The 19,700-nt window shown below is 57.3% G+C and carries 26 protein-coding genes; 6 read left to right on the forward strand and 20 right to left on the reverse strand.

The features are described from left to right. The first annotated feature begins 14 nt into the window (after positions 1–14). The 5 genes from CKW18_RS09105 (at position 15) to CKW18_RS09125 (ending at position 3,882) form a co-directional block, all read left to right on the forward strand. Complete coding sequence (locus CKW18_RS09105; protein ID WP_095188525.1) at positions 15–713, forward strand: PspA/IM30 family protein; 699 nt, start codon at positions 15–17, stop codon at positions 711–713. A gap of 210 nt (positions 714–923) precedes the next feature. Continuing rightward, positions 924–1,574, forward strand: a complete 651-nt coding sequence (locus CKW18_RS09110; RefSeq protein ID WP_095188526.1) for a DUF2491 family protein — start codon at positions 924–926, stop codon at positions 1,572–1,574. 15 nt (positions 1,575–1,589) lie between these two features. Continuing rightward, on the forward strand, positions 1,590–2,015 hold the full coding sequence (locus CKW18_RS09115; RefSeq protein WP_095188527.1) for a DUF350 domain-containing protein: 426 nt from the start codon (positions 1,590–1,592) through the stop codon (positions 2,013–2,015). A 17-nt stretch (positions 2,016–2,032) separates the two neighbouring features. Next, positions 2,033–2,722: a DUF1190 domain-containing protein gene (locus CKW18_RS09120; protein ID WP_095188528.1), complete on the forward strand. Its 690-nt coding sequence runs from the start codon at positions 2,033–2,035 to the stop codon at positions 2,720–2,722. Between the two features lie 2 nt (positions 2,723–2,724). Beyond that, the gene (locus tag CKW18_RS09125) at positions 2,725–3,882 is read left to right on the forward strand and encodes a glutathionylspermidine synthase family protein (RefSeq protein ID WP_095188529.1); all 1,158 of its coding nucleotides are present in this window, start codon (positions 2,725–2,727) and stop codon (positions 3,880–3,882) included. A gap of 184 nt (positions 3,883–4,066) precedes the next feature. On the opposite strand, the gene CKW18_RS09130 is transcribed toward CKW18_RS09125, so the two are convergent. Both CKW18_RS09130 and CKW18_RS09135 read right to left on the reverse strand, forming a co-directional pair. Further along, positions 4,067–4,591, reverse strand: coding sequence for a single-stranded DNA-binding protein (locus tag CKW18_RS09130; RefSeq protein ID WP_008081898.1), 525 nt, complete (start codon positions 4,589–4,591; stop codon positions 4,067–4,069). A gap of 9 nt (positions 4,592–4,600) precedes the next feature. Further along, complete coding sequence (locus tag CKW18_RS09135; RefSeq protein WP_095188530.1) at positions 4,601–5,998, reverse strand: MFS transporter; 1,398 nt, start codon at positions 5,996–5,998, stop codon at positions 4,601–4,603. Positions 5,999–6,189: 191 nt separating this feature from the next. Between CKW18_RS09135 and uvrA the strand changes: the two genes are divergently transcribed. Next, a complete protein-coding gene (gene uvrA / locus CKW18_RS09140; protein WP_095188531.1) occupies positions 6,190–9,024 on the forward strand; it encodes an excinuclease ABC subunit UvrA in 2,835 nt (944 codons plus the stop codon). A 65-nt stretch (positions 9,025–9,089) separates the two neighbouring features. Here the strand turns inward: uvrA and bfr are convergent, their stop codons facing one another. The 18 genes from bfr to rplX all read right to left on the reverse strand — a co-directional run bounded on the left by bfr (position 9,090) and on the right by rplX (position 19,698). Beyond that, complete coding sequence (bfr, locus tag CKW18_RS09145; RefSeq protein ID WP_095188532.1) at positions 9,090–9,554, reverse strand: bacterioferritin; 465 nt, start codon at positions 9,552–9,554, stop codon at positions 9,090–9,092. A gap of 150 nt (positions 9,555–9,704) precedes the next feature. Beyond that, on the reverse strand, positions 9,705–11,159 hold the full coding sequence (locus tag CKW18_RS09150) for a catalase (RefSeq protein WP_095188533.1): 1,455 nt from the start codon (positions 11,157–11,159) through the stop codon (positions 9,705–9,707). A gap of 240 nt (positions 11,160–11,399) precedes the next feature. Beyond that, on the reverse strand, positions 11,400–11,786 hold the full coding sequence (rplQ, locus tag CKW18_RS09155) for a 50S ribosomal protein L17 (protein ID WP_003176402.1): 387 nt from the start codon (positions 11,784–11,786) through the stop codon (positions 11,400–11,402). Positions 11,787–11,828: 42 nt separating this feature from the next. Continuing rightward, the gene (gene rpoA, locus CKW18_RS09160) at positions 11,829–12,830 is read right to left on the reverse strand and encodes a DNA-directed RNA polymerase subunit alpha (RefSeq protein ID WP_003186012.1); all 1,002 of its coding nucleotides are present in this window, start codon (positions 12,828–12,830) and stop codon (positions 11,829–11,831) included. A gap of 22 nt (positions 12,831–12,852) precedes the next feature. Beyond that, complete coding sequence (gene rpsD / locus CKW18_RS09165; RefSeq protein WP_003176404.1) at positions 12,853–13,473, reverse strand: 30S ribosomal protein S4; 621 nt, start codon at positions 13,471–13,473, stop codon at positions 12,853–12,855. Positions 13,474–13,491: 18 nt separating this feature from the next. Beyond that, entirely contained in the window at positions 13,492–13,881 is a 390-nt protein-coding gene (gene rpsK, locus CKW18_RS09170) for a 30S ribosomal protein S11 (protein WP_002555466.1), read from the reverse strand. A gap of 30 nt (positions 13,882–13,911) precedes the next feature. Beyond that, on the reverse strand, positions 13,912–14,268 hold the full coding sequence (rpsM, locus tag CKW18_RS09175) for a 30S ribosomal protein S13 (RefSeq protein WP_003186020.1): 357 nt from the start codon (positions 14,266–14,268) through the stop codon (positions 13,912–13,914). Between the two features lie 130 nt (positions 14,269–14,398). Next, positions 14,399–14,515 carry a 50S ribosomal protein L36 gene (gene rpmJ / locus CKW18_RS09180; protein ID WP_002555468.1) on the reverse strand — a complete coding sequence of 39 codons (117 nt, stop codon included), beginning with the start codon at positions 14,513–14,515 and terminating at the stop codon, positions 14,399–14,401. 27 nt (positions 14,516–14,542) lie between these two features. After that, complete coding sequence (secY, locus tag CKW18_RS09185; RefSeq protein ID WP_003228718.1) at positions 14,543–15,871, reverse strand: preprotein translocase subunit SecY; 1,329 nt, start codon at positions 15,869–15,871, stop codon at positions 14,543–14,545. Further along, the gene (gene rplO / locus CKW18_RS09190; RefSeq protein ID WP_003228720.1) at positions 15,872–16,309 is read right to left on the reverse strand and encodes a 50S ribosomal protein L15; all 438 of its coding nucleotides are present in this window, start codon (positions 16,307–16,309) and stop codon (positions 15,872–15,874) included. Positions 16,310–16,312: 3 nt separating this feature from the next. Next, a complete protein-coding gene (gene rpmD, locus CKW18_RS09195; RefSeq protein ID WP_003176408.1) occupies positions 16,313–16,489 on the reverse strand; it encodes a 50S ribosomal protein L30 in 177 nt (58 codons plus the stop codon). A 2-nt stretch (positions 16,490–16,491) separates the two neighbouring features. Then, entirely contained in the window at positions 16,492–16,992 is a 501-nt protein-coding gene (rpsE, locus tag CKW18_RS09200) for a 30S ribosomal protein S5 (RefSeq protein ID WP_003176409.1), read from the reverse strand. 3 nt (positions 16,993–16,995) lie between these two features. Further along, positions 16,996–17,346 (reverse strand): 50S ribosomal protein L18, encoded by a 351-nt coding sequence (gene rplR / locus CKW18_RS09205; RefSeq protein WP_003186037.1) that lies wholly within the window; start codon positions 17,344–17,346, stop codon positions 16,996–16,998. Positions 17,347–17,356: 10 nt separating this feature from the next. Continuing rightward, positions 17,357–17,890: a 50S ribosomal protein L6 gene (rplF, locus tag CKW18_RS09210; protein ID WP_003176412.1), complete on the reverse strand. Its 534-nt coding sequence runs from the start codon at positions 17,888–17,890 to the stop codon at positions 17,357–17,359. Positions 17,891–17,902: 12 nt separating this feature from the next. Continuing rightward, positions 17,903–18,295, reverse strand: a complete 393-nt coding sequence (rpsH, locus tag CKW18_RS09215; RefSeq protein ID WP_007966178.1) for a 30S ribosomal protein S8 — start codon at positions 18,293–18,295, stop codon at positions 17,903–17,905. 209 nt (positions 18,296–18,504) lie between these two features. Then, positions 18,505–18,810 carry a 30S ribosomal protein S14 gene (gene rpsN / locus CKW18_RS09220; protein WP_003228726.1) on the reverse strand — a complete coding sequence of 102 codons (306 nt, stop codon included), beginning with the start codon at positions 18,808–18,810 and terminating at the stop codon, positions 18,505–18,507. A gap of 13 nt (positions 18,811–18,823) precedes the next feature. After that, positions 18,824–19,363 (reverse strand): 50S ribosomal protein L5, encoded by a 540-nt coding sequence (gene rplE / locus CKW18_RS09225; protein WP_003210069.1) that lies wholly within the window; start codon positions 19,361–19,363, stop codon positions 18,824–18,826. Between the two features lie 20 nt (positions 19,364–19,383). Continuing rightward, positions 19,384–19,698 (reverse strand): 50S ribosomal protein L24, encoded by a 315-nt coding sequence (gene rplX / locus CKW18_RS09230; RefSeq protein ID WP_095188534.1) that lies wholly within the window; start codon positions 19,696–19,698, stop codon positions 19,384–19,386. Positions 19,699–19,700 lie beyond the last annotated feature (2 nt).

Genomic DNA, 19,700 nt, shown 5'->3' on the forward strand with positions numbered 1-19,700 from the left:
ACAGGGAATATCCAATGACTCAGTCCATCTGGAGCAAGTTGTTCACCGCACTGCGCGGCGGCGCCAATGAAGTCGGCGAAGCAATCGTCGATCAACAGGCCCTGCGCATTCTCGACCAGGAAATCCGCGACGCCGACACCGCGCTGTCGAACGCCCGTCGTGAGTTGGTGACCATCATGGCCAAGCACAAGCTGGCCGCCGACCGCGTCAGCGAGTACGACGCCAAGATCAAGGATCTGGAAGCCAAGGCTGTTTCGGCCCTGAACGCCGGCCGTGAAGACCTGGCGATGGAAGTGGCCGAAGCGATTTCGACCCTGACCAACGACCTGACCGCCGAGAAGAAGCTGAGCGACGAATTCGGCACCTACGCCGAAAACATGCGCAAGGACATCAACAAGGCCGAAGCCCGGATCAAGAGCCTGCGCCAGCAAGTGGACATGGCCAAGGCCCGTGACAGCGTACAAAAAGCCCAGGTCAGCGCGTCCATCGCCAGCGGCGGCGCCAACGGCAAACTGGAAACCGCCGTCGGTACCCTGAACCGTCTGCAAGCCAAACAGCAGCAACGTGCTGCCGAGCTGAGTGCGGCGGACGAGCTGGCCGATGCTTCGACCGGCAACGACCTGGATCGCAAGCTGCGCGACGCCGGCATCACGCCGAACGAGGGCAGCGCCAATGCCATCCTCGAGCGCCTGAAGCAAAAATCCGCTCAGTAAGCACCGACGCAAAAACCTGTGGGAGCGAGCCTGCTCGCGAAAGCGGAATATCAGACGACATTAATGTTGGCTGACACGCCCTCTTCGCGAGCAGGCTCGCTCCCACGTGGTTTACAGCTTGAAATCATACTTCTCGTTCACGCTCAGCCCGGTACACTAGCGACGCTTTTTTGCTGACGAACACCTCCACCCGCTTCAAGGAACGTACCCATGGGATGGTTTAAAGACTTGCTGGGCACCAGCAACTGGCAGGCTGCTGCGCCAACGCCAACCGCAGCCGGCGGCCCACTCGGGATGGCCCAGGGCAAGGGCGTCAGGTTCGACACCACCCTGGCGCTGCTGCTCGACGGCTCGACCTCAGTGCGTGTGCCTTTCGACCAGGCGATCTGGAGCGCCGGCTGGGTCGACCTCGGCCAGTCCAACAAACTGCACCGCTATTACATGAACGACGAGGATTTCTGGGTGCAAATCCACGTCACCGGTGACGACCAGGTCGAGTCGGTCACACTGTTCAACTACCTCAGCTACGTGACGGTCAACAGTGACGCCGAGCTGCAGCGCCTGGCCGGCCCCAACAGTCTGATCGGTCTGCCGACCTACACCCACGAAGGCATTGAATACACCCGTGAGTGGGGCACCGAACAAGGCCAGACCGAACTGGTTCCGATGACCGAACAGGTGGTCAATCCGGATGAGAGTTACACCATTAATCATCACTCGATGCTTTACGCCCGCGAAACCGGCCTGACCGATCGCCGCGAGCTGCTGCTGTTCTCCGTCGAGCAAGACGAAGAAGGCACCGTCAGCCTGAGCTCTTCGCTGGGTATTTCGCTGTACACGACTGACCTGAGCCCCATTTAAATAAGGAAGTTTTCCATGCTGGAAGTGCTGGCCGTTTCCCTGAACAAGACCGCGCTGACGGGTTTCGTCGTTTACCTGATCGGCGCCGTTTTGCTGTTCATGCTGTTCCAATTTGTCTACACCCGCATCACCCCGCACAGGGAGTTCGAGCTGATCCGCAACGGCAACACCGCCGCTGCTGTTGCACTGGCCGGTGCGATCATCGGCTTCGCGATTCCGGCCAGCAATGTGATTGCCTACTCGGTCAACGTCCTCGACTTCGTGCTCTGGGCGGTGATTGCTGCGGTTGTGCAGCTGTTGGCGTTCCTCGCCACGACCCTGGTACTCAAAGGCACTTCCCAGCGCATCGTCAACGGAGAAATCGCCTCCGGCATCTACGTGGCTGCGGTGGCAATCAGCGTCGGTATGCTCAACGCAGCGTGCATGACACCGTCCAACTGATCGGCAGGAAGCCTGAGATGAAACGAAGCAAATACGTTCAGTTGTCTCTCGCGGCGTCGGTGGCCATGGCCATTTCCGGCGAAGCGGCGGCGGTGGATCAGCCACGCAATTTCCAGAGCGTCGAACAGTGCGTCGATGCCGAGGTGGCGGCCGATGTCTGCTCCAACGCCTACGTGGCGGCATTGACCGAACACCGGCGCATTGCCCCGGCGTACGACGACAAGGCCAAGTGCGACGCGGACTTTGCCGCCGATTGGTGCCAGAAAAATTCCGACGGCCGTTTCGTGCCGAAACTCGGCGGTTTCAAAGTGCCGCAAACCGGTGAAGCCGCGCAGAATCTCGACGCCATCGCCAATGCGCAGATGCCGGCGGGTGACACCAGCGCTGCGCAGAATGTGCAAAGCACCTCGCACACCTCCAGTGGCGGCGGCAATGGCTGGCTGAGCGGATGGTTGATCGGCAATGCGATGAGCAACAACAGCAACCGCACGGTTTACCGCGACCGCGACACGCGCCAGACCTACGACACCTCGAAGCAGTACCGCAAAATCGAATCGGCGCCGCGCAGCCAGCCTGACTACGAGAGCAGCAAAAGCAAACCGGTCAACGTCGCTTCCTCGACGTCCCGTGGTGGCTTCGGCAGTCAATCCAGCGCCCGCAGCGGTTGGGGTGGCTGGGGCAGCAGTTCCGGTCGCTCGAGCAGCTGACCATGAAAAAGATCCACTGCGCCGAGCGCCCCGACTGGAAACATACGGCCGAGAGCCTCGGCTTCATGTTCCACACCATCGACGACGAGCCGTACTGGGACGAAAGCGCCTACTACCAGTTCAGCCTTGCGCAGATCGAAAACGATCTGGAGGACCCGACCGCCGAACTGCACGAGATGTGCATGGACCTGGTCGACCGCGTGGTGCACAGCGAAGAACTGCTGGATCGCCTGAGCATTCCGTCAGCGTACTACGACATGATCCGCACGTCCTGGCTGGAAGGTCATCCGCATCTGTACGGGCGCATGGACTTTTCCTACAACGGCAACGGCCCGGCGAAACTGCTGGAACTCAACTACGACACGCCGACCAGCCTCTACGAAGCCGCGGCGTTTCAGTGGGGCTGGTTGGAGCAATGCATTGAGCGCGGCACACTGCCGAGCCATGCCGACCAGTTCAACAGCATCGACACCAAGCTGCATCAGGCCTTCGCCGAATTACAGCTCAAGCGGCCGTTCTACTTCGCCTCGATGAAAGACTCGGTCGAAGACAAGGGCACCACGGATTACCTGCGCTTGATCGCCGAGAAGGTCGGCATCGAATCACGCCACATCGATATCGAAGACATCGGCTTGACGGCTGAAGGGCGTTTCGTCGACCTGGAAGATCGCTGGATCCCGCACCTGTTCAAGCTGCACGCCTGGGAGTTCATTTTCCACGAGCCGTTCGGGGCGGCGATCGCCGAGTGCGATACGCAGTTTTTCGAACCTGCATGGAAGGCGATCCTGTCGAACAAAGGCGCGTTGCCGCTGCTGTGGGAATGGCACAAGGGTCATCCGAATCTGCTCGCGGCGCATCTCGATCCGGATCCGGCCAGCGCCGTGCCCAAGGGCTGGGTGCGCAAACCGTTTTTCTCCCGGGAAGGCGCCAACATTGAGCTGCAAACCACTGACGGCTTGATTGTCAAAGAAGACGGGCCCTACACCGATGCGCCGTTCATTCTGCAAGAGTTTGCGCCGCTGCCGAAGTTCGGTGACAGCTACACGCTGATCGGTTCCTGGGTGATTGGCGATCAAGCGGCGGGGATTGGTGTGCGTGAGGACAACAGTCTGATCACCAAGGATTCGAGCCGGTTTCTGCCGCACCTGATCCTCGACTGAAACACAAATCTTCTGTAGGAGCTGCGGCACGCTGCGATCTTTTGATCTTGTTTTTTAAGATCAAAAGATCGCAGCGTGCCGCAGCTCCTACAGTCGATCGGCGTTATCTCTGATTCTTCAACACAAAAAAGGCCCGTCGCTTCAAGCGACGGGCCTTTTTATTTGCAGCGGTTACAGCAGCAAATCAGAACGGAATATCGTCATCAAAGCTGTCGAAATCCGGAGCCGGTTGCGGTGCGGCCTGCTGTGGAGCCGGAGCCGAACGCTGCTGTGGAGCCGACTGCTGCGGGCGCGGAGCCTGCTGACGTGGCGCTGGAGCGGACTGCTGGTAGTTGTTGCCACCGCCTTGTTGGTCGCCCTGTTGTGGGCGGCCGCCGAGCAGTTGCATGGTGCCTTGCATGTCGACCACGATTTCAGTGGTGTAACGCTTGATACCGTCTTTTTCCCACTCGCGGGTCTGCAGCTTGCCTTCGATGTACACCTGCGAACCCTTGCGCAGGTATTCGCCGGCGATTTCGGCAACCTTGCCGAACATCGACACACGGTGCCACTCGGTCTTCTCGACCTTCTGACCGGTTTGCTTGTCGGTCCACTGTTCGCTGGTTGCCAGACTCAGGTTGGTCACGGCGTTACCGTTAGGCAGGTAGCGAACTTCGGGATCCTGGCCGCAAGTGCCGACCAATATGACTTTGTTAACCCCACGGGCCATAACGTTCTCCTAGGCGTCGCAAGCAGCCCCGGCCGGGTTGTTCACCAGGCGTTCGAGGGTGTCGCGATCCACTAATTCTTTGTCCAGTTTGATGTAAACAGCCGCCTCATCAGCGACTATCACTGCATCTGTTACCCCTACGAGGGCCTTGAGGCGCTCGACCAGACCCGCTTCGCGGATCGCCTCGGGCGACAACGGCAAGCGCAGGCTCGTCACGTAGGGAGGTTCGCGCATGGTAACAGCAAAGGCCAGCCAGATGGCAGCCAGACCCGCGCATCCGAGGAACACAACCGACAGACCGCCATGCTGAAACAGCCAGCCGCCGAGTATCCCGCCGAGTGCCGAACCGAGGAATTGGCTGGTGGAGTACACGCCCATGGCCGTGCCTTTGCCACCTGCCGGTGAAACCTTGCTGATCAGCGACGGCAATGAAGCCTCCAGCAGATTGAACGCGGTGAAGAACACCACCGTGCCGATCACCAGAGCCCGCAAGCTGTCACCGAACTGCCAGAAGAATAGCTCAGTGAGCATCAACGTCATGACGGCGCCGAGCAAAATTCGTTTCATTTTGCGTTTCTTCTCGCCGTAGATGATGAACGGGATCATGGCGAAGAAAGAGATCAGCAGCGCAGTCAGGTACACCCACCAATGTTGCTCCTTGGGCAATCCGGCCTTTTCCACCAGTGCCAGGGGCAGCGCGACGAAGCTCGACATGAGCATCGCATGCAACACAAAGATGCCCAGATCGAGGCGCAGCAGATCGGGATGCTTGAGCGTCGGCATCAACGCCTGACGCGCCACGCCCGATTCACGATGCTGCAGCGGCCCGGTGGATTTCGGCACCATGAACATGATGATCAGGATGCCGACCAGCGCCATCGCGCCTGTGGCGAGGAACAACCCGGACAAACCGAAAGCACTGGTCAACAACGGCCCGACCACCATGGCCACGGCAAACGACAGGCCGATAGTCATGCCGATCATGGCCATCGCTTTGGTGCGGTGCTGTTCGCGGGTCAGGTCTGAGAGCAAGGCCATGACCGCAGCGGAAATCGCGCCGGCGCCCTGCAGGATCCGGCCGGCGATCACGCCCCAGATCGAATCGGCTTGAGAGGCCAACACACTGCCGAGGGCGAAGACGATCAGCCCCAGGTAAATCACCGGACGACGGCCGATGCGGTCGGAAATGACCCCGAACGGAATCTGGAAAATCGCCTGGGTCAGGCCATAAGCACCGATTGCCAGGCCGATCAGGGCCGGGGTCGCGCCAGCCAGATCCATGCCATAGGTCGCCAGTACCGGCAACACCATGAACATGCCAAGCATACGGAAGGCGAACACCAGGGCCAGACCGCTCGCCGCGCGGGTCTCGCTGCCACTCATGCGTTCGCTGTGGGGATCGTGCATGGAAAAACCTCATGTGAACCGGCGGCGATTCTACCAGTCCCATCGAGAGACGGGGTATATCGCGACGCTATGACGCGTATAGATGAAACACTCTTCATGCACGGCAAAAAACGCTTCGCTTGATAGTGTGCATCCATCCAGTATTTGCCCGTATACTCCTACGTTTTCGACGCCCGCCGAGCGAGGCCACTTTGGACAAGATCCTGATACGTGGGGCCCGTACCCACAACCTGAAGAACATCGACCTGACCCTGCCCCGGGACAAACTGATCGTCATCACCGGCCTGTCCGGATCCGGCAAGTCGTCCCTGGCCTTCGACACCCTGTACGCCGAAGGTCAGCGCCGCTATGTCGAATCCCTGTCGGCGTACGCCCGGCAGTTCCTGTCGATGATGGAAAAACCCGACGTCGACACCATCGAAGGCTTGTCGCCGGCGATCTCCATCGAACAGAAGTCGACCTCGCATAACCCGCGTTCCACGGTCGGCACCATCACCGAAATCTACGACTATCTGCGTCTGCTGTATGCACGCGTCGGTACGCCGCGCTGCCCGGATCATGACATTCCGTTGGAAGCACAGACCGTCAGCCAGATGGTCGATCTGGTGCTGGCCCAGCCGGAAGGCAGCAAGCTGATGTTGCTGGCACCGGTCATCCGCGAGCGTAAAGGCGAGCACCTGTCGGTCTTCGAAGAACTGCGCGCCCAGGGCTTCGTCCGCGCCCGGGTCAACGGGCGGATCTGCGAGCTCGACGAACTGCCGAAACTGGATAAACAGAAGAAGCATTCGATTGATGTGATCGTCGACCGCTTCAAGGTGCGCGCTGATTTGCAGCAACGCCTGGCCGAGTCGTTCGAGACCGCGCTGAAACTGGCCGACGGCATCGCGCTGGTCGCGCCGATGGACGACGAGCCGGGCGAGGAAATGATCTTCTCCGCACGCTTCGCCTGCCCGATCTGCGGCCATGCGATCAGCGAGCTGGAGCCAAAGCTGTTTTCCTTCAACAACCCGGCCGGCGCCTGCCCGACTTGCGACGGTCTGGGGGTGAAGCAGTTCTTCGACATCAAGCGACTGGTCAATGGCGACCTGACGCTCGCCGAGGGCGCGATTCGCGGGTGGGACAGGCGCAACGTCTATTACTTCCAAATGTTGGGGTCACTGGCCTCGCACTATAAGTTCAGTCTGGAAGTGCCGTTCAACGAACTGACAGCCGAACAGCAAAAGCAGATTCTGCACGGCAGCGGTTCGCAGAATGTCGATTTCAAATATCTGAACGACCGTGGCGATATCGTCAAACGTTCGCACCCCTTTGAAGGGATCGTGCCGAACCTCGAACGCCGCTACCGCGAAACCGAATCGGCGAGCGTGCGTGAAGAGCTGGCCAAGTTCCTCAGCACCCAATCGTGCCCGGATTGCCGTGGCACCCGCCTGCGTCGCGAAGCACGGCACGTGTGGGTCGGCGAGAAGACGCTGCCGGCAGTGACCAACCTGCCTATCGGTGACGCCTGCGTGTACTTCGGCGAACTGAAGATGACCGGCCGTCGCGGCGAGATCGCCGACAAGATCCTCAAGGAAATCCGCGAGCGTCTGCAGTTCCTGGTCAACGTCGGCCTCGACTATCTGTCGCTGGATCGCAGTGCGGACACGCTGTCCGGTGGTGAGGCTCAACGGATTCGCCTGGCCAGCCAGATCGGCGCCGGCCTGGTCGGGGTTCTGTATATCCTTGACGAACCGTCGATTGGCCTGCACCAGCGCGATAACGACCGGCTGCTCGGCACGCTCAAGCATTTGCGTGATATCGGCAACACGGTGATCGTGGTCGAGCACGACGAGGACGCCATTCGCCTGGCCGACTACGTGGTGGATATCGGCCCGGGCGCCGGAGTGCATGGCGGCCAGATCGTCGCCGAAGGTACGCCGGCCGAAGTCATGGCACACCCTGATTCACTGACCGGCAAATACCTGTCGGGCCGGGTCAAGATCGAAGTGCCGGCCAAACGTACGCCACGCAACAAGAAGCTGACCCTGTCGCTCAAGGGTGCGCGCGGCAACAACCTGCGCAACGTCGACCTGGAGATTCCGATCGGCTTGCTGACGTGCGTCACCGGCGTGTCAGGCTCGGGCAAATCGACGCTGATCAACAACACGCTGTTCCCGCTGAGCGCCACGGCACTCAACGGCGCCACCACGCTCGAAGCGGCGGCACACGACAGCATCAAAGGTCTGGAGCATCTCGACAAAGTCGTCGACATCGACCAGAGCCCTATCGGCCGCACACCGCGCTCCAACCCGGCGACCTACACCGGGCTGTTCACACCGATCCGCGAACTGTTCGCCGGCGTGCCCGAGTCGCGCTCCCGTGGTTACGGCCCGGGCCGTTTCTCGTTCAACGTCAAGGGCGGCCGCTGCGAGGCGTGCCAGGGCGATGGTCTGATCAAAGTGGAAATGCACTTCCTGCCAGACATCTACGTGCCGTGCGACGTGTGCAAGAGCAAGCGCTACAACCGCGAAACCCTTGAAATCAAATACAAGGGCAAAAACATCCACGAAACCCTCGAGATGACTATCGAGGAGGCCAGGGAGTTCTTCGACGCCGTCCCGGCGCTGGCGCGCAAGCTGCAGACACTGATGGATGTGGGCCTGTCGTACATCAAACTCGGGCAGTCGGCGACGACCTTGTCCGGTGGCGAAGCCCAGCGGGTCAAGCTGTCTCGCGAGTTGTCCAAGCGTGACACCGGCAAGACCCTGTATATCCTCGATGAGCCGACCACTGGCCTGCACTTCGCTGATATCCAGCAACTGCTCGACGTGTTGCATCGCTTGCGCGACCACGGCAACACCGTGGTGGTGATCGAGCACAACCTCGACGTGATCAAGACTGCCGACTGGCTGGTCGATCTCGGGCCGGAGGGTGGGTCCAAAGGCGGCCAGATCATTGCCACCGGTACGCCGGAACAAGTGGCCGAGATGAAGCAATCTCACACTGGGTATTACCTCAAACCGTTGTTGATCCGCGATCGGGCTTAAACGCCGAGCATGAAAAAGCCCCTGTCACTTCATCAGTGACAGGGGCTTTTTTGTATCTTTTGCAATCAGGTGTGCGATTGCAGATAGTTCTCGAGACCGATCAGTTTGATCAGGCCCAACTGCTTTTCCAGCCAGTAAGTATGATCTTCTTCGGTGTCGTTCAGCTGAATCCGCAGGATCTCACGGCTGACATAGTCTTTGTGCTGTTCGCACAGCTCGATGCCTTTGCACAGCGCGGCGCGAACTTTGTACTCAAGACGCAGATCTGCTTCGAGCATCGAAGGCACAGTGGTGCCGACATCCAGATCATCCGGACGCATGCGCGGCGTGCCTTCTAGCATCAGAATCCGGCGCATCAACGCATCAGCGTGACCGGCTTCTTCTTCCATCTCGTGGTTGATTCGCTCGTAGAGCTTGGTGAACCCCCAGTCCTCATACATCCGCGAATGAACGAAATATTGGTCACGCGCGGCCAGTTCGCCGGTCAGCACCGTGTTGAGGTAATCGATAACGTCTGGGTGGCCTTGCATCGCCCTACATCTCCCTGCTTGAAAGTCTGTAGTTTGAACCAAGCCGACTGTAAGGTCACCCACTTTGCGCAATAAAAGCGAAGATATTCTGAGAAAAGCAGCCTAAATAACGCAAAAACCGCCCTTAATGCGGGCGGTTCTGCTTCTCGTTTAGACTTCGTTAAGCTCTACGTCGAGCAGCTTTGCGATTGCTTCTCCATACGCCGGATCGGCCTTGTAGAAATGCTGCAACTGACGGTCGACAACGTCAGGCGAAACACCGCTCATGGCGCCTGCGATGTTGCTGACCAGAAGCGCTTTTTGCTCATCGTTCATCAAACGGAACAGCGCACCGGCGTGGCTGTAGTAATCGGTGTCTTCGCGGTGATCGTAGCGATCGGCCGATCCACTCAGGGCCAGCGCTGGCTCGGCATAGCGCGGAGCTTGCTTTGGCGATTCGACGTAGCTGTTCGGCTCGTAGTTAGGCGCTGCCCCACCGTTGCTGCCAAAAGCCATCGAACCATCGCGCTGATAGGTATTCACCGGCCTACGCGGGGCATTCACCGGCAGTTGCTGGTGATTGGTGCCGACACGGTAGCGGTGGGCATCGGCATAAGCGAATACGCGACCTTGCAGCATACGATCTGGCGACAGACCAACACCTGGCACCATATTGCTTGGGCCGAACGCCGCTTGTTCAACTTCAGCGAAGTAGTTCTGCGGGTTGCGGTTCAGCTCCAACTCACCCACTTCGATCAACGGAAACTCCTTCTGCGACCAGGTCTTGGTCACGTCAAACGGGTTCTCGTAATGCGCCGCTGCCTGAGCTTCGGTCATGATCTGGATGCACACACGCCATTTCGGGAAGTCACCACGCTCGATTGCCTCGAACAGATCACGCTGAGCGTAGTCCGGGTCGGTGCCTGCCAGACGCGCAGCATCCGCCGGCGCCAGGTTCTTGATCCCTTGCTTGGTTTTGTAATGCCACTTCACCCAGTGACGCTCACCTTTGGCACTGATCAGGCTGTAAGTGTGGCTGCCGAAGCCATGCATGTGACGGTAGCCATCAGGAATGCCGCGATCGGAGAACAGAATCGTGACCTGGTGCAGCGCCTCAGGCGAATGCGACCAGAAATCCCACATCATCTGCGCGCTTTTCAGGTTGCTTTGCGGCAGGCGTTTTTGCGTGTGAATGAAGTCCGGAAACTTCAACGGATCGCGGATGAAGAACACGGGCGTATTGTTGCCGACGATGTCCCAGTTGCCTTCCTCGGTATAGAACTTCAGCGCAAAGCCACGTGGATCGCGTTCGGTGTCTGCCGAACCGCGCTCACCGCCAACCGTGGAGAAACGCAGAAAGGTCGGTGTTTGCTTGCCAACAGATTCGAACAGCTTGGCGCTGGTGTATTCGCTGATATCGCGAGTCACAGTGAACGTACCGTAAGCACCCGAACCTTTTGCGTGTACGCGGCGCTCTGGAATGTTTTCGCGGTTGAAATGGGCGAGCTTCTCGATCAGATGAAAATCGTCGAGCAGCAACGGGCCACGGGGGCCCGCGGAGCGAGAATTCTGGTTATCGGCGACAGGTGCGCCACTGGCGGTCGTAAGCGTTTTGATCTGGCTCATACGGTCTTATTCCTCTGTCAGACTTGAAACTGCCGGCTAATCGGCTTGGTGGGAAGTATTGATCATCAATGTATCAGCCACAAATTCATTAACTTGCAGGCGTCGATAGATAATTACTAATTATGTTTCCCGGCACATAGTGACAACAGAACAATGTCAGATGCTAGTACGAACCAATCATTTTTTTGCAGACACAAAAAACCGGGCACTAGGCCCGGCTCTTCGTTTCAGACTGACGTCTTACTCGGCGGATACAGCTTCGCCAGCAGTAGCACGATCAACCAACTCGACGTACGCCATAGGCGCGTTGTCGCCAGCACGGAAACCGCACTTGAGGATGCGCAGGTAGCCACCCTCACGGGTAGCGTAACGCTTGCCCAGGTCGTTGAAGAGCTTACCAACGATAGCTTTCGAACGAGTACGGTCGAATGCCAGACGGCGGTTAGCCAGGCTGTCTGTCTTGGCCAGAGTGATCAGCGGCTCGGCAACGCGGCGCAGTTCTTTGGCTTTTGGCAGAGTAGTTTTGATCAGCTCGTGCTCGAACAGCGACACCGCCATGTTTTGGAACATGGCCTTGCGGTGCGAGCTGGTGCGGCTCAGGTGACGACCACTTTTACGATGACGCATGGTTCATTCCTTACCAAACACTACGTTCGGTGATTACGACGATCAGGCAGTCGCCTTGTCGTCCTTCTTAAGACTTGCAGGCGGCCAGTTGTCGAGGCGCATGCCGAGGGACAGACCGCGGGAGGCCAGAACGTCCTTGATTTCAGTCAAGGATTTCTTGCCAAGGTTCGGAGTCTTCAACAGCTCTACTTCGGTACGCTGAATCAGGTCACCGATGTAGTAGATGTTTTCCGCCTTAAGGCAGTTAGCCGAACGTACAGTCAGTTCCAGATCGTCAACCGGGCGAAGCAGGATCGGATCGATCTCGTCTTCCTGCTCGACAACCACTGGCTCACTGTCACCTTTGAGGTCGACGAACGCAGCCAACTGCTGTTGCAGAATGGTTGCAGCGCGGCGGATAGCCTCTTCAGGATCCAGAGTACCGTTGGTTTCCAGATCAATAACCAGCTTGTCCAGGTTGGTACGCTGCTCGACACGGGCGTTTTCCACCACGTATGCGATACGGCGAACCGGGCTGAACGAAGAGTCAAGCTGCAAGCGACCGATGCTGCGGCTTTCGTCTTCATCGCTCTGACGCGAGTCGGCTGGTTCATAACCACGACCACGAGCTACGGTGAGCTTCATGTTCAGGGCGCCGTTAGACGCCAGGTTAGCGATTACGTGATCGGGATTAACGATCTCGACATCATGATCCAGCTGAATATCGGCAGCGGTAACCACCCCCGAACCCTTCTTCGACAAGGTCAGCGTAACTTCGTCACGACCGTGCAGCTTGATGGCCAGACCTTTAAGGTTCAACAGGATTTCAATTACGTCTTCCTGTACACCTTCGATGGCGCTGTACTCGTGGAGCACACCGTCAATCTCGGCCTCGACTACTGCGCAGCCGGGCATTGAGGACAACAGGATGCGTCGCAGCGCGTTGCCCAGGGTGTGGCCAAAACCACGCTCGAGAGGCTCGAGAGTGATCTTGGCGCGGGTTGGACTGACAACCTGCACATCAATGTGGCGGGGTGTCAGGAACTCATTTACCGAAATCTGCATGGATGCACCTATTTTCTAGCCCTTACTTGGAGTAGAGCTCGACAATCAGGCTTTCGTTGATGTCGGCGGACAGATCACTGCGAGCAGGAACGTTCTTGAAAACGCCCGACTTCTTCTCAGTGTCTACTTCTACCCATTCTACGCGGCCACGTTGGGCACACAGATCGAGAGCTTGGACAATGCGAAGTTGGTTTTTTGCTTTCTCGCGAACTGCAACCACGTCACCAGCACGAACCTGATACGACGGAACGTTTACGGTCTGACCGTTAACGCTGATCGACTTGTGCGATACCAGCTGACGGGATTCGGCACGAGTCGAACCAAAGCCCATACGGTATACAACGTTGTCCAGACGGCATTCGAGCAGTTGCAGCAGGTTTTCACCGGTTGCACCTTTCTTGCCAGCAGCTTCTTTGTAGTAGCCGCTGAACTGACGCTCGAGAACGCCATAGATACGACGGACCTTCTGCTTTTCACGCAGTTGGGTGCCGTAATCGGACTGGCGACCGCGGCGTTGGCCGTGGATACCAGGTGCTGCTTCAATGTTGCACTTCGATTCGATCGCGCGCACGCCGCTCTTCAGGAAGAGATCGGTGCCTTCGCGACGAGCGAGTTTGCATTTTGGACCAATGTAACGAGCCATTCTTTACAATCTCCTGGATTACACGCGGCGCTTCTTCGGCGGACGGCACCCGTTGTGCGGGATTGGCGTCACGTCGGTGATGCTGGCGATCTTGTAGCCACAGCCGTTCAAAGCGCGGACTGCGGATTCACGACCTGGACCTGGACCTTTGACGTTTACGTCGAGGTTTTTCAGGCCATATTCCAGCGCAGCTTGACCAGCACGTTCAGCAGCTACTTGAGCAGCAAACGGGGTGGACTTGCGGGAACCGCGGAAACCTGAACCACCAGAGGTAGCCCAGGAAAGAGCGTTACCTTGACGGTCGGTAATGGTCACGATGGTGTTGTTAAAAGATGCATGGATGTGGGCGATGCCATCAACCACTGTCTTTTTAACTTTTTTACGAGGACGAGCAGCAGGTTTTGCCATGATTAAATTCCTGTCGATTCGCTGGGGCGATTACTTGCGGATCGGCTTACGCGGACCTTTACGGGTACGCGCGTTGGTCTTGGTACGCTGACCGCGCACTGGAAGACCGCGACGATGACGCAGACCGCGATAGCAACCGAGGTCCATCAAGCGCTTGATTTTCATGTTGATTTCGCGACGCAGGTCACCTTCAGTGGTGAACTTCGCCACTTCGCCACGCAGCTGTTCAATTTGCTCGTCGCTCAGATCTTTGATCTTTGCTGCTGGGTTTACCCCAGTCACTGCACAGATCTTCTGCGCAGTAGTGCGACCAACACCATAGATGTAGGTCAGCGAGATAACAGTATGCTTGTTATCTGGAATGTTAACGCCTGCAATACGGGCCATTCAGTGGGACTCCAATTGACAGCTACCTACGCCCCGGAAGCCAAGAAATAGGGCGCGAGATAATATCGCTGTAATAACAAATAATCAACCCGGTAGCGCACTAGCTACCGGGCTTGAAGCACAATCACACTCAGCCTTGGCGCTGTTTGTGACGCGGTTCCGCGCTGCAAATTACTCGAACAACACCTTCGCGGCGAATAATCTTGCAGTTACGGCACAGCTTTTTCACCGATGCACGAACTTTCATCACCAACTCCTCGAACCTTATGGGTACTCAGCGCAACATGCCGCTGCCGTAACCCTTCAGGTTGGCTTTCTTCATCAGGGATTCGTACTGGTGCGAAACGAGGTGCGATTGTACTTGGGACATGAAGTCCATCACAACCACGACGACGATCAGCAACGAGGTCCCGCCAAGGTAGAACGGAACGTTTGCTGCAACCACCAGGAATTGGGGCAACAGACACACGGCCGTCATGTAAAGAGCACCGAACATGGTCAAGCGGGTCAGAACGCCATCAATGTAGCGCGCAGACTGCTCACCTGGACGGATGCCCGGAATAAAGGCACCGGACTTCTTCAGGTTTTCCGCTACGTCTTTCGGATTGAACATCAACGCCGTATAGAAGAAGCAGAAGAAAATAATCCCTGCACTAAACAGCAGAATATTCAACGGCTGACCAGGAGCGATCGACTGCGAGATGTCCTGCAACCAGCCCATACCTTCAGACTGACCAAACCAGGCACCCAGCGAAGCCGGGAACAGCAAAATGCTGCTCGCGAAAATAGCCGGAATAACACCGGCCATGTTCACCTTCAGCGGCAAGTGGCTTGTCTGCGCAGCGAAGACCTTGCGACCCTGCTGACGCTTGGCGTAGTGAACAGCAATACGACGCTGACCACGCTCAATGAACACCACGAAACCGATAATCGCTACTGCCAGCAAACCGATGGCAACCAGGGCGAAGATATTGATATCACCCTGACGCGCAGACTCGAAAGACTGCCCGATTGCTCTCGGAAGACCGGCGACGATACCCGAAAAAATCAACATCGAGATACCGTTACCTACACCACGCTCAGTAATCTGCTCACCCAGCCACATCATGAACATCGCACCAGCCACAAAAGTGGATACCGCGACGAAATGGAAGCCAAAGTCACCAGTGAACGCAACGCCCTGCCCCGCCAGGCCAATGGACATGCCAATAGCCTGAACGAGAGCGAGGACGACGGTGCCGTAGCGGGTGTACTGGCTGATCTTGCGACGGCCAGCTTCACCTTCCTTCTTCAACTGCTCCAGCTGGGGGCTGACGGCGGTCATCAATTGCATGATGATCGATGCCGAAATGTACGGCATGATCCCCAGTGCAAAGATGCTCATCCGTTCCAGCGCGCCGCCGGAGAACATGTTGAACAAGCTAAGAATGGTCCCCTCATTCTGTCGAAACAGGTCTGCGAGTCGGTCCGGGTTGATACCTGGAACCGGGATGTGTGCGCCTATTCGGTAGACGATAATCGCCAGGAACAGAAAACGCAGACGAGCCCAGAGTTCAGACATACCGCCTTTGCCGAGCGCAGAGAGAGCACCTTGCTTAGCCATTTATTCCTCGAACTTGCCGCCAGCTGCTTCGATAGCCGCACGCGCACCTTTGGTGGCGCCGATTCCCTTGCCGATAGTGACAGCGCGAGTCACTTCACCGGACAGCATGATTTTCACACGCTGTACGTTGACGTTGATCACGTTGGCATCTTTCAGGGACTGCACGGTGACGATGTCGCCTTCCACTTTAGCCAGCTCGGACAGACGCACTTCTGCGCGGTCCATGGCTTTCAGGGAAACGAAACCGAACTTCGGCAGGCGACGATGCAGCGGCTGTTGACCGCCTTCAAAGCCTGGAGCGATGGTACCACCGGAGCGGGAGGTCTGACCTTTGTGGCCACGGCCACCAGTCTTACCCAAACCGCTACCGATACCACGGCCCGGACGATGCTTTTCGCGACGGGAACCCGGCGCTGGACTCAGATCATTGAGTTTCATCGATTAACCCTCGACACGCAGCATGTAGTAAGCCTTGTTGATCATCCCGCGATTCTCGGGAGTATCCTGGACTTCTACAGTGTGACCGATGCGACGCAGACCCAGACCCTTAACGCACAATTTGTGGTTAGGGATGCGGCCGGTCATGCTTTTGATCAGCGTTACTTTAACGGTAGCCATGATCAGAAGATCTCCTTGACAGTCAGGCCACGCTTCGCAGCGATGGACTCAGGAGATTGCATGGCTTTCAGACCCTTGAAAGTGGCGTGAACCACGTTTACCGGGTTAGTCGAGCCGTAGCACTTGGCCAGAACGTTCTGAACGCCAGCAACTTCGAGGACAGCACGCATAGCGCCGCCAGCGATGATACCGGTACCTTCAGAAGCAGGCTGCATGTACACCTTCGAAGCGCCATGGGCGGACTTCATTGCGTACTGCAGAGTTGTGCCGTTCAGGTCAACTTGGATCATGTTGCGGCGAGCAGCTTCCATTGCCTTCTGGATCGCAGCAGGCACTTCACGCGACTTGCCACGGCCGAAGCCAACACGCCCTTTACCATCACCAACCACGGTCAACGCGGTGAAAGTGAAGATACGGCCGCCTTTAACGGTTTTGGCTACGCGGTTAACTTGAACCAGCTTCTCAATGTAGCCTTCGTCGCGCTTTTGGTCGTTATTTGACATAACTTAGAACTCCAGCCCAGCTTCACGAGCAGCATCAGCCAGCGCTTTAACGCGGCCATGGTACTTGAAGCCAGAGCGGTCGAAAGCCACTTGCGAGACGCCAGCGGCCTTAGCACGCGTAGCGACCAGCTGGCCAACCTTTGTGGCCGCGTCGATGTTGCCAGTGGCGCCATCACGCAGTTCTTTATCCAAAGTCGAGGCGCTTGCCAGGACTTTGTTGCCGTCGGCCGAGATGACCTGGGCGTAGATGTGCTGCGACGAGCGGAACACGCAGAGACGCACGACTTCGAGTTCGTGCATTTTCAGGCGTGCTTTGCGAGCGCGACGCAGTCGAGTAACTTTTTTGTCGGTCATTTGCTATGCCCTACTTCTTCTTGGCTTCTTTACGACGGACGACTTCGTCCGCGTAGCGCACACCTTTGCCTTTGTACGGCTCTGGTGGACGGAAGTCGCGGATCTCAGCGGCCACTTGACCTACCAGCTGCTTATCGATGCCCTTGATCAGGATATCGGTCTGGCTAGGAGTCTCAGCGGTGATGCCTTCCGGCAGTTCGTAATCCACTGGGTGCGAGAAGCCAAGGGCAAGGTTCAAAACCGTGCCTTTTGCTTGCGCTTTGTAACCAACACCGACCAGCTGGAGCTTGCGCTCGAAGCCTTGGCTTACGCCTTGGACCATGTTGTTTACCAACGCACGCGTGGTACCGGCCATTGCGCGAGTCTGTTGATCGCCATTGCGAGCAGCGAAACGCAGCTCACCAGCTTCTTCAACGATCTCAACGGACGAATGGATGTTCAGTTCAAGAGTACCCTTGGCACCCTTCACCGAAAGCTGTTGGCCTGCGAATTTTACTTCGACACCGGCTGGCAGCTTAACGGGGTTCTTAGCGACGCGAGACATGCTTATCCCCCCTTAGAACACAGTGCAAAGAACTTCGCCGCCGACACCGGCAGCGCGCGCAGCACGATCCGTCATCACACCTTTGTTGGTGGAGACGATAGACACGCCAAGACCGCCACGAACTTTCGGCAGATCTTCAACGGACTTGTACTGACGCAGGCCTGGACGACTAACGCGCTTCACTTCTTCAATAACCGGACGGCCTTCGAAGTACTTCAGCGAGATGGACAACGACGGCTTAGCGTCGGTGGTGATCTGAAAATCCGCGATGTAACCTTCGTCCTTCAGGACTTTTGCTACAGCCACCTTCAGCGTGGAAGACGGCATGCTTACGACAGACTTTTCAGCCATCTGGGCATTACGGATTCGAGTTAGCATGTCCGCTAACGGGTCCTGCATACTCATGGGCTAGACGCTCCTAATACAGAAAAATTAGCCTTGCGGCTACTACTTGTCGCCGAGAACTTCCGGGCATGAAAAACACGGGCTCAGGCGAGCCGGTCATTCTAGACACACCCCAGAAATGAATCAAGCCCCAAAAGGGGCTTGATTCACATTCTAGGCCACCGATGGTCAGGTTCTTGCAAACCCGCCCATCAAGGCTTTGGCAGCGATTACCAGCTGGCTTTAACCAGACCTGGAACGTCACCACGCATTGCAGCTTCACGCAGCTTGTTACGGCCAAGGCCGAACTTGCGGTAAACGCCGTGCGGACGACCAGTCAGGCGGCAACGGTTACGCATGCGCGAAGCGCTTGCGTCACGTGGTTGCTTCTGCAGAGCTACGGTAGCTTCCCAACGCGCTTCTGGACTTGCGTTCAGATCGACGATGATAGCTTTCAGCGCTGCACGCTTGGTGGCGTACTTGGCAACGGTGAGCTGACGCTTCAACTCACGGTTTTTCATGCTCTTCTTGGCCATTTTCCTACTCCAATCAGTTGCGGAACGGGAATTTGAAAGCACGCAGCAGAGCGCGGCCTTCATCATCGTTCTTGGCAGTGGTGGTCAGGGTAATGTCCAGACCGCGGAGAGCATCGATCTTGTCGTAGTCGATTTCCGGGAAAATGATCTGCTCTTTCACGCCCATGCTGTAGTTACCACGACCATCGAAGGACTTGGCATTCAGGCCGCGGAAGTCGCGAACCCGAGGCAGGGAGATCGACAGCAGACGATCCAGGAACTCATACATACGCTCACGGCGCAGGGTCACTTTGACGCCGATCGGCCATCCTTCGCGGACTTTGAAGCCAGCGATGGATTTACGAGCGTAGGTCACAACGACTTTCTGGCCGGTGATCTTTTCCAGGTCAGCAACAGCGTGCTCGATGACTTTTTTGTCGCCGATCGCTTCGCCCAGACCCATGTTCAGGGTGATCTTGGTAACGCGCGGAACTTCCATCACGTTCGAAAGCTTAAGTTCTTCCTTAAGTTTCGGAGCGATTTCCTTCCGGTAAATCTCTTTTAGTCGTGCCATGGTCTTCTACCTAGCAGTGTTCAAGCATCAACCGCTTTTTGGGTCGACTTGAAGACACGAATTTTTTTACCGCCTTCTACTTTGAAACCAACGCGGTCAGCCTTGTTGGTTTCGCCGTTGAAGATGGCGACGTTAGAAGCGTGCAGTGGCGCTTCTTTCTCGACGATACCGCCCTGTACGCCCGACATCGGATTAGGCTTGGTATGACGCTTGACCAGGTTCAGACCACCAACAACCAGACGGTTGTCAGCAAGAACCTTCAGCACCTTACCGCGCTTACCTTTGTCTTTGCCGGCGATCACGATGATCTCGTCGTCACGACGAATCTTTTGCATGT

The sequence above is a fragment of the Pseudomonas sp. Irchel 3E19 genome (assembly GCF_900187585.1).
GTDB lineage: Bacteria > Pseudomonadota > Gammaproteobacteria > Pseudomonadales > Pseudomonadaceae > Aquipseudomonas > Aquipseudomonas baetica.

Bases quoted from the DNA above. Each gene is read 5' to 3' on its own strand.
- CKW18_RS09115 (WP_095188527.1), top strand. From the start codon at position 1,590: ATGCTGGAAGTGCTGGCCGTTTCCCTGAACAAGACCGCGCTGACGGGT.
- CKW18_RS09130 (WP_008081898.1), bottom strand. From the start codon at position 4,591: ATGGCCCGTGGGGTTAACAAAGTCATATTGGTCGGCACTTGCGGCCAG.
- bfr (WP_095188532.1), bottom strand. From the start codon at position 9,554: ATGCAAGGCCACCCAGACGTTATCGATTACCTCAACACGGTGCTGACC.
- rpsN (WP_003228726.1), bottom strand. From the start codon at position 18,810: ATGGCCAAGAAGAGCATGAAAAACCGTGAGTTGAAGCGTCAGCTCACC.
- rpsE (WP_003176409.1), bottom strand. From the start codon at position 16,992: ATGTCAAATAACGACCAAAAGCGCGACGAAGGCTACATTGAGAAGCTG.
- CKW18_RS09135 (WP_095188530.1), bottom strand. From the start codon at position 5,998: ATGCACGATCCCCACAGCGAACGCATGAGTGGCAGCGAGACCCGCGCG.
- CKW18_RS09150 (WP_095188533.1), bottom strand. From the start codon at position 11,159: ATGAGCCAGATCAAAACGCTTACGACCGCCAGTGGCGCACCTGTCGCC.
- rpoA (WP_003186012.1), bottom strand. From the start codon at position 12,830: ATGCAGATTTCGGTAAATGAGTTCCTGACACCCCGCCACATTGATGTG.
- rpmJ (WP_002555468.1), bottom strand. From the start codon at position 14,515: ATGAAAGTTCGTGCATCGGTGAAAAAGCTGTGCCGTAACTGCAAGATT.
- rplQ (WP_003176402.1), bottom strand. From the start codon at position 11,786: ATGCGTCATCGTAAAAGTGGTCGTCACCTGAGCCGCACCAGCTCGCAC.
- CKW18_RS09110 (WP_095188526.1), top strand. From the start codon at position 924: ATGGGATGGTTTAAAGACTTGCTGGGCACCAGCAACTGGCAGGCTGCT.
- CKW18_RS09125 (WP_095188529.1), top strand. From the start codon at position 2,725: ATGAAAAAGATCCACTGCGCCGAGCGCCCCGACTGGAAACATACGGCC.
- rpsD (WP_003176404.1), bottom strand. From the start codon at position 13,473: ATGGCTCGTTACATTGGTCCAAAATGCAAACTCGCTCGTCGCGAAGGC.
- rplR (WP_003186037.1), bottom strand. From the start codon at position 17,346: ATGACCGACAAAAAAGTTACTCGACTGCGTCGCGCTCGCAAAGCACGC.
- rplF (WP_003176412.1), bottom strand. From the start codon at position 17,890: ATGTCTCGCGTCGCTAAGAACCCCGTTAAGCTGCCAGCCGGTGTCGAA.
- rplE (WP_003210069.1), bottom strand. From the start codon at position 19,363: ATGGCACGACTAAAAGAGATTTACCGGAAGGAAATCGCTCCGAAACTT.
- rpsK (WP_002555466.1), bottom strand. From the start codon at position 13,881: ATGGCAAAACCTGCTGCTCGTCCTCGTAAAAAAGTTAAAAAGACAGTG.
- rplX (WP_095188534.1), bottom strand. From the start codon at position 19,698: ATGCAAAAGATTCGTCGTGACGACGAGATCATCGTGATCGCCGGCAAA.
- rplO (WP_003228720.1), bottom strand. From the start codon at position 16,309: ATGAAACTCAATGATCTGAGTCCAGCGCCGGGTTCCCGTCGCGAAAAG.
- rpsM (WP_003186020.1), bottom strand. From the start codon at position 14,268: ATGGCCCGTATTGCAGGCGTTAACATTCCAGATAACAAGCATACTGTT.
- CKW18_RS09105 (WP_095188525.1), top strand. From the start codon at position 15: ATGACTCAGTCCATCTGGAGCAAGTTGTTCACCGCACTGCGCGGCGGC.
- CKW18_RS09120 (WP_095188528.1), top strand. From the start codon at position 2,033: ATGAAACGAAGCAAATACGTTCAGTTGTCTCTCGCGGCGTCGGTGGCC.
- rpmD (WP_003176408.1), bottom strand. From the start codon at position 16,489: ATGGCTACCGTTAAAGTAACGCTGATCAAAAGCATGACCGGCCGCATC.
- secY (WP_003228718.1), bottom strand. From the start codon at position 15,871: ATGGCTAAGCAAGGTGCTCTCTCTGCGCTCGGCAAAGGCGGTATGTCT.
- rpsH (WP_007966178.1), bottom strand. From the start codon at position 18,295: ATGAGTATGCAGGACCCGTTAGCGGACATGCTAACTCGAATCCGTAAT.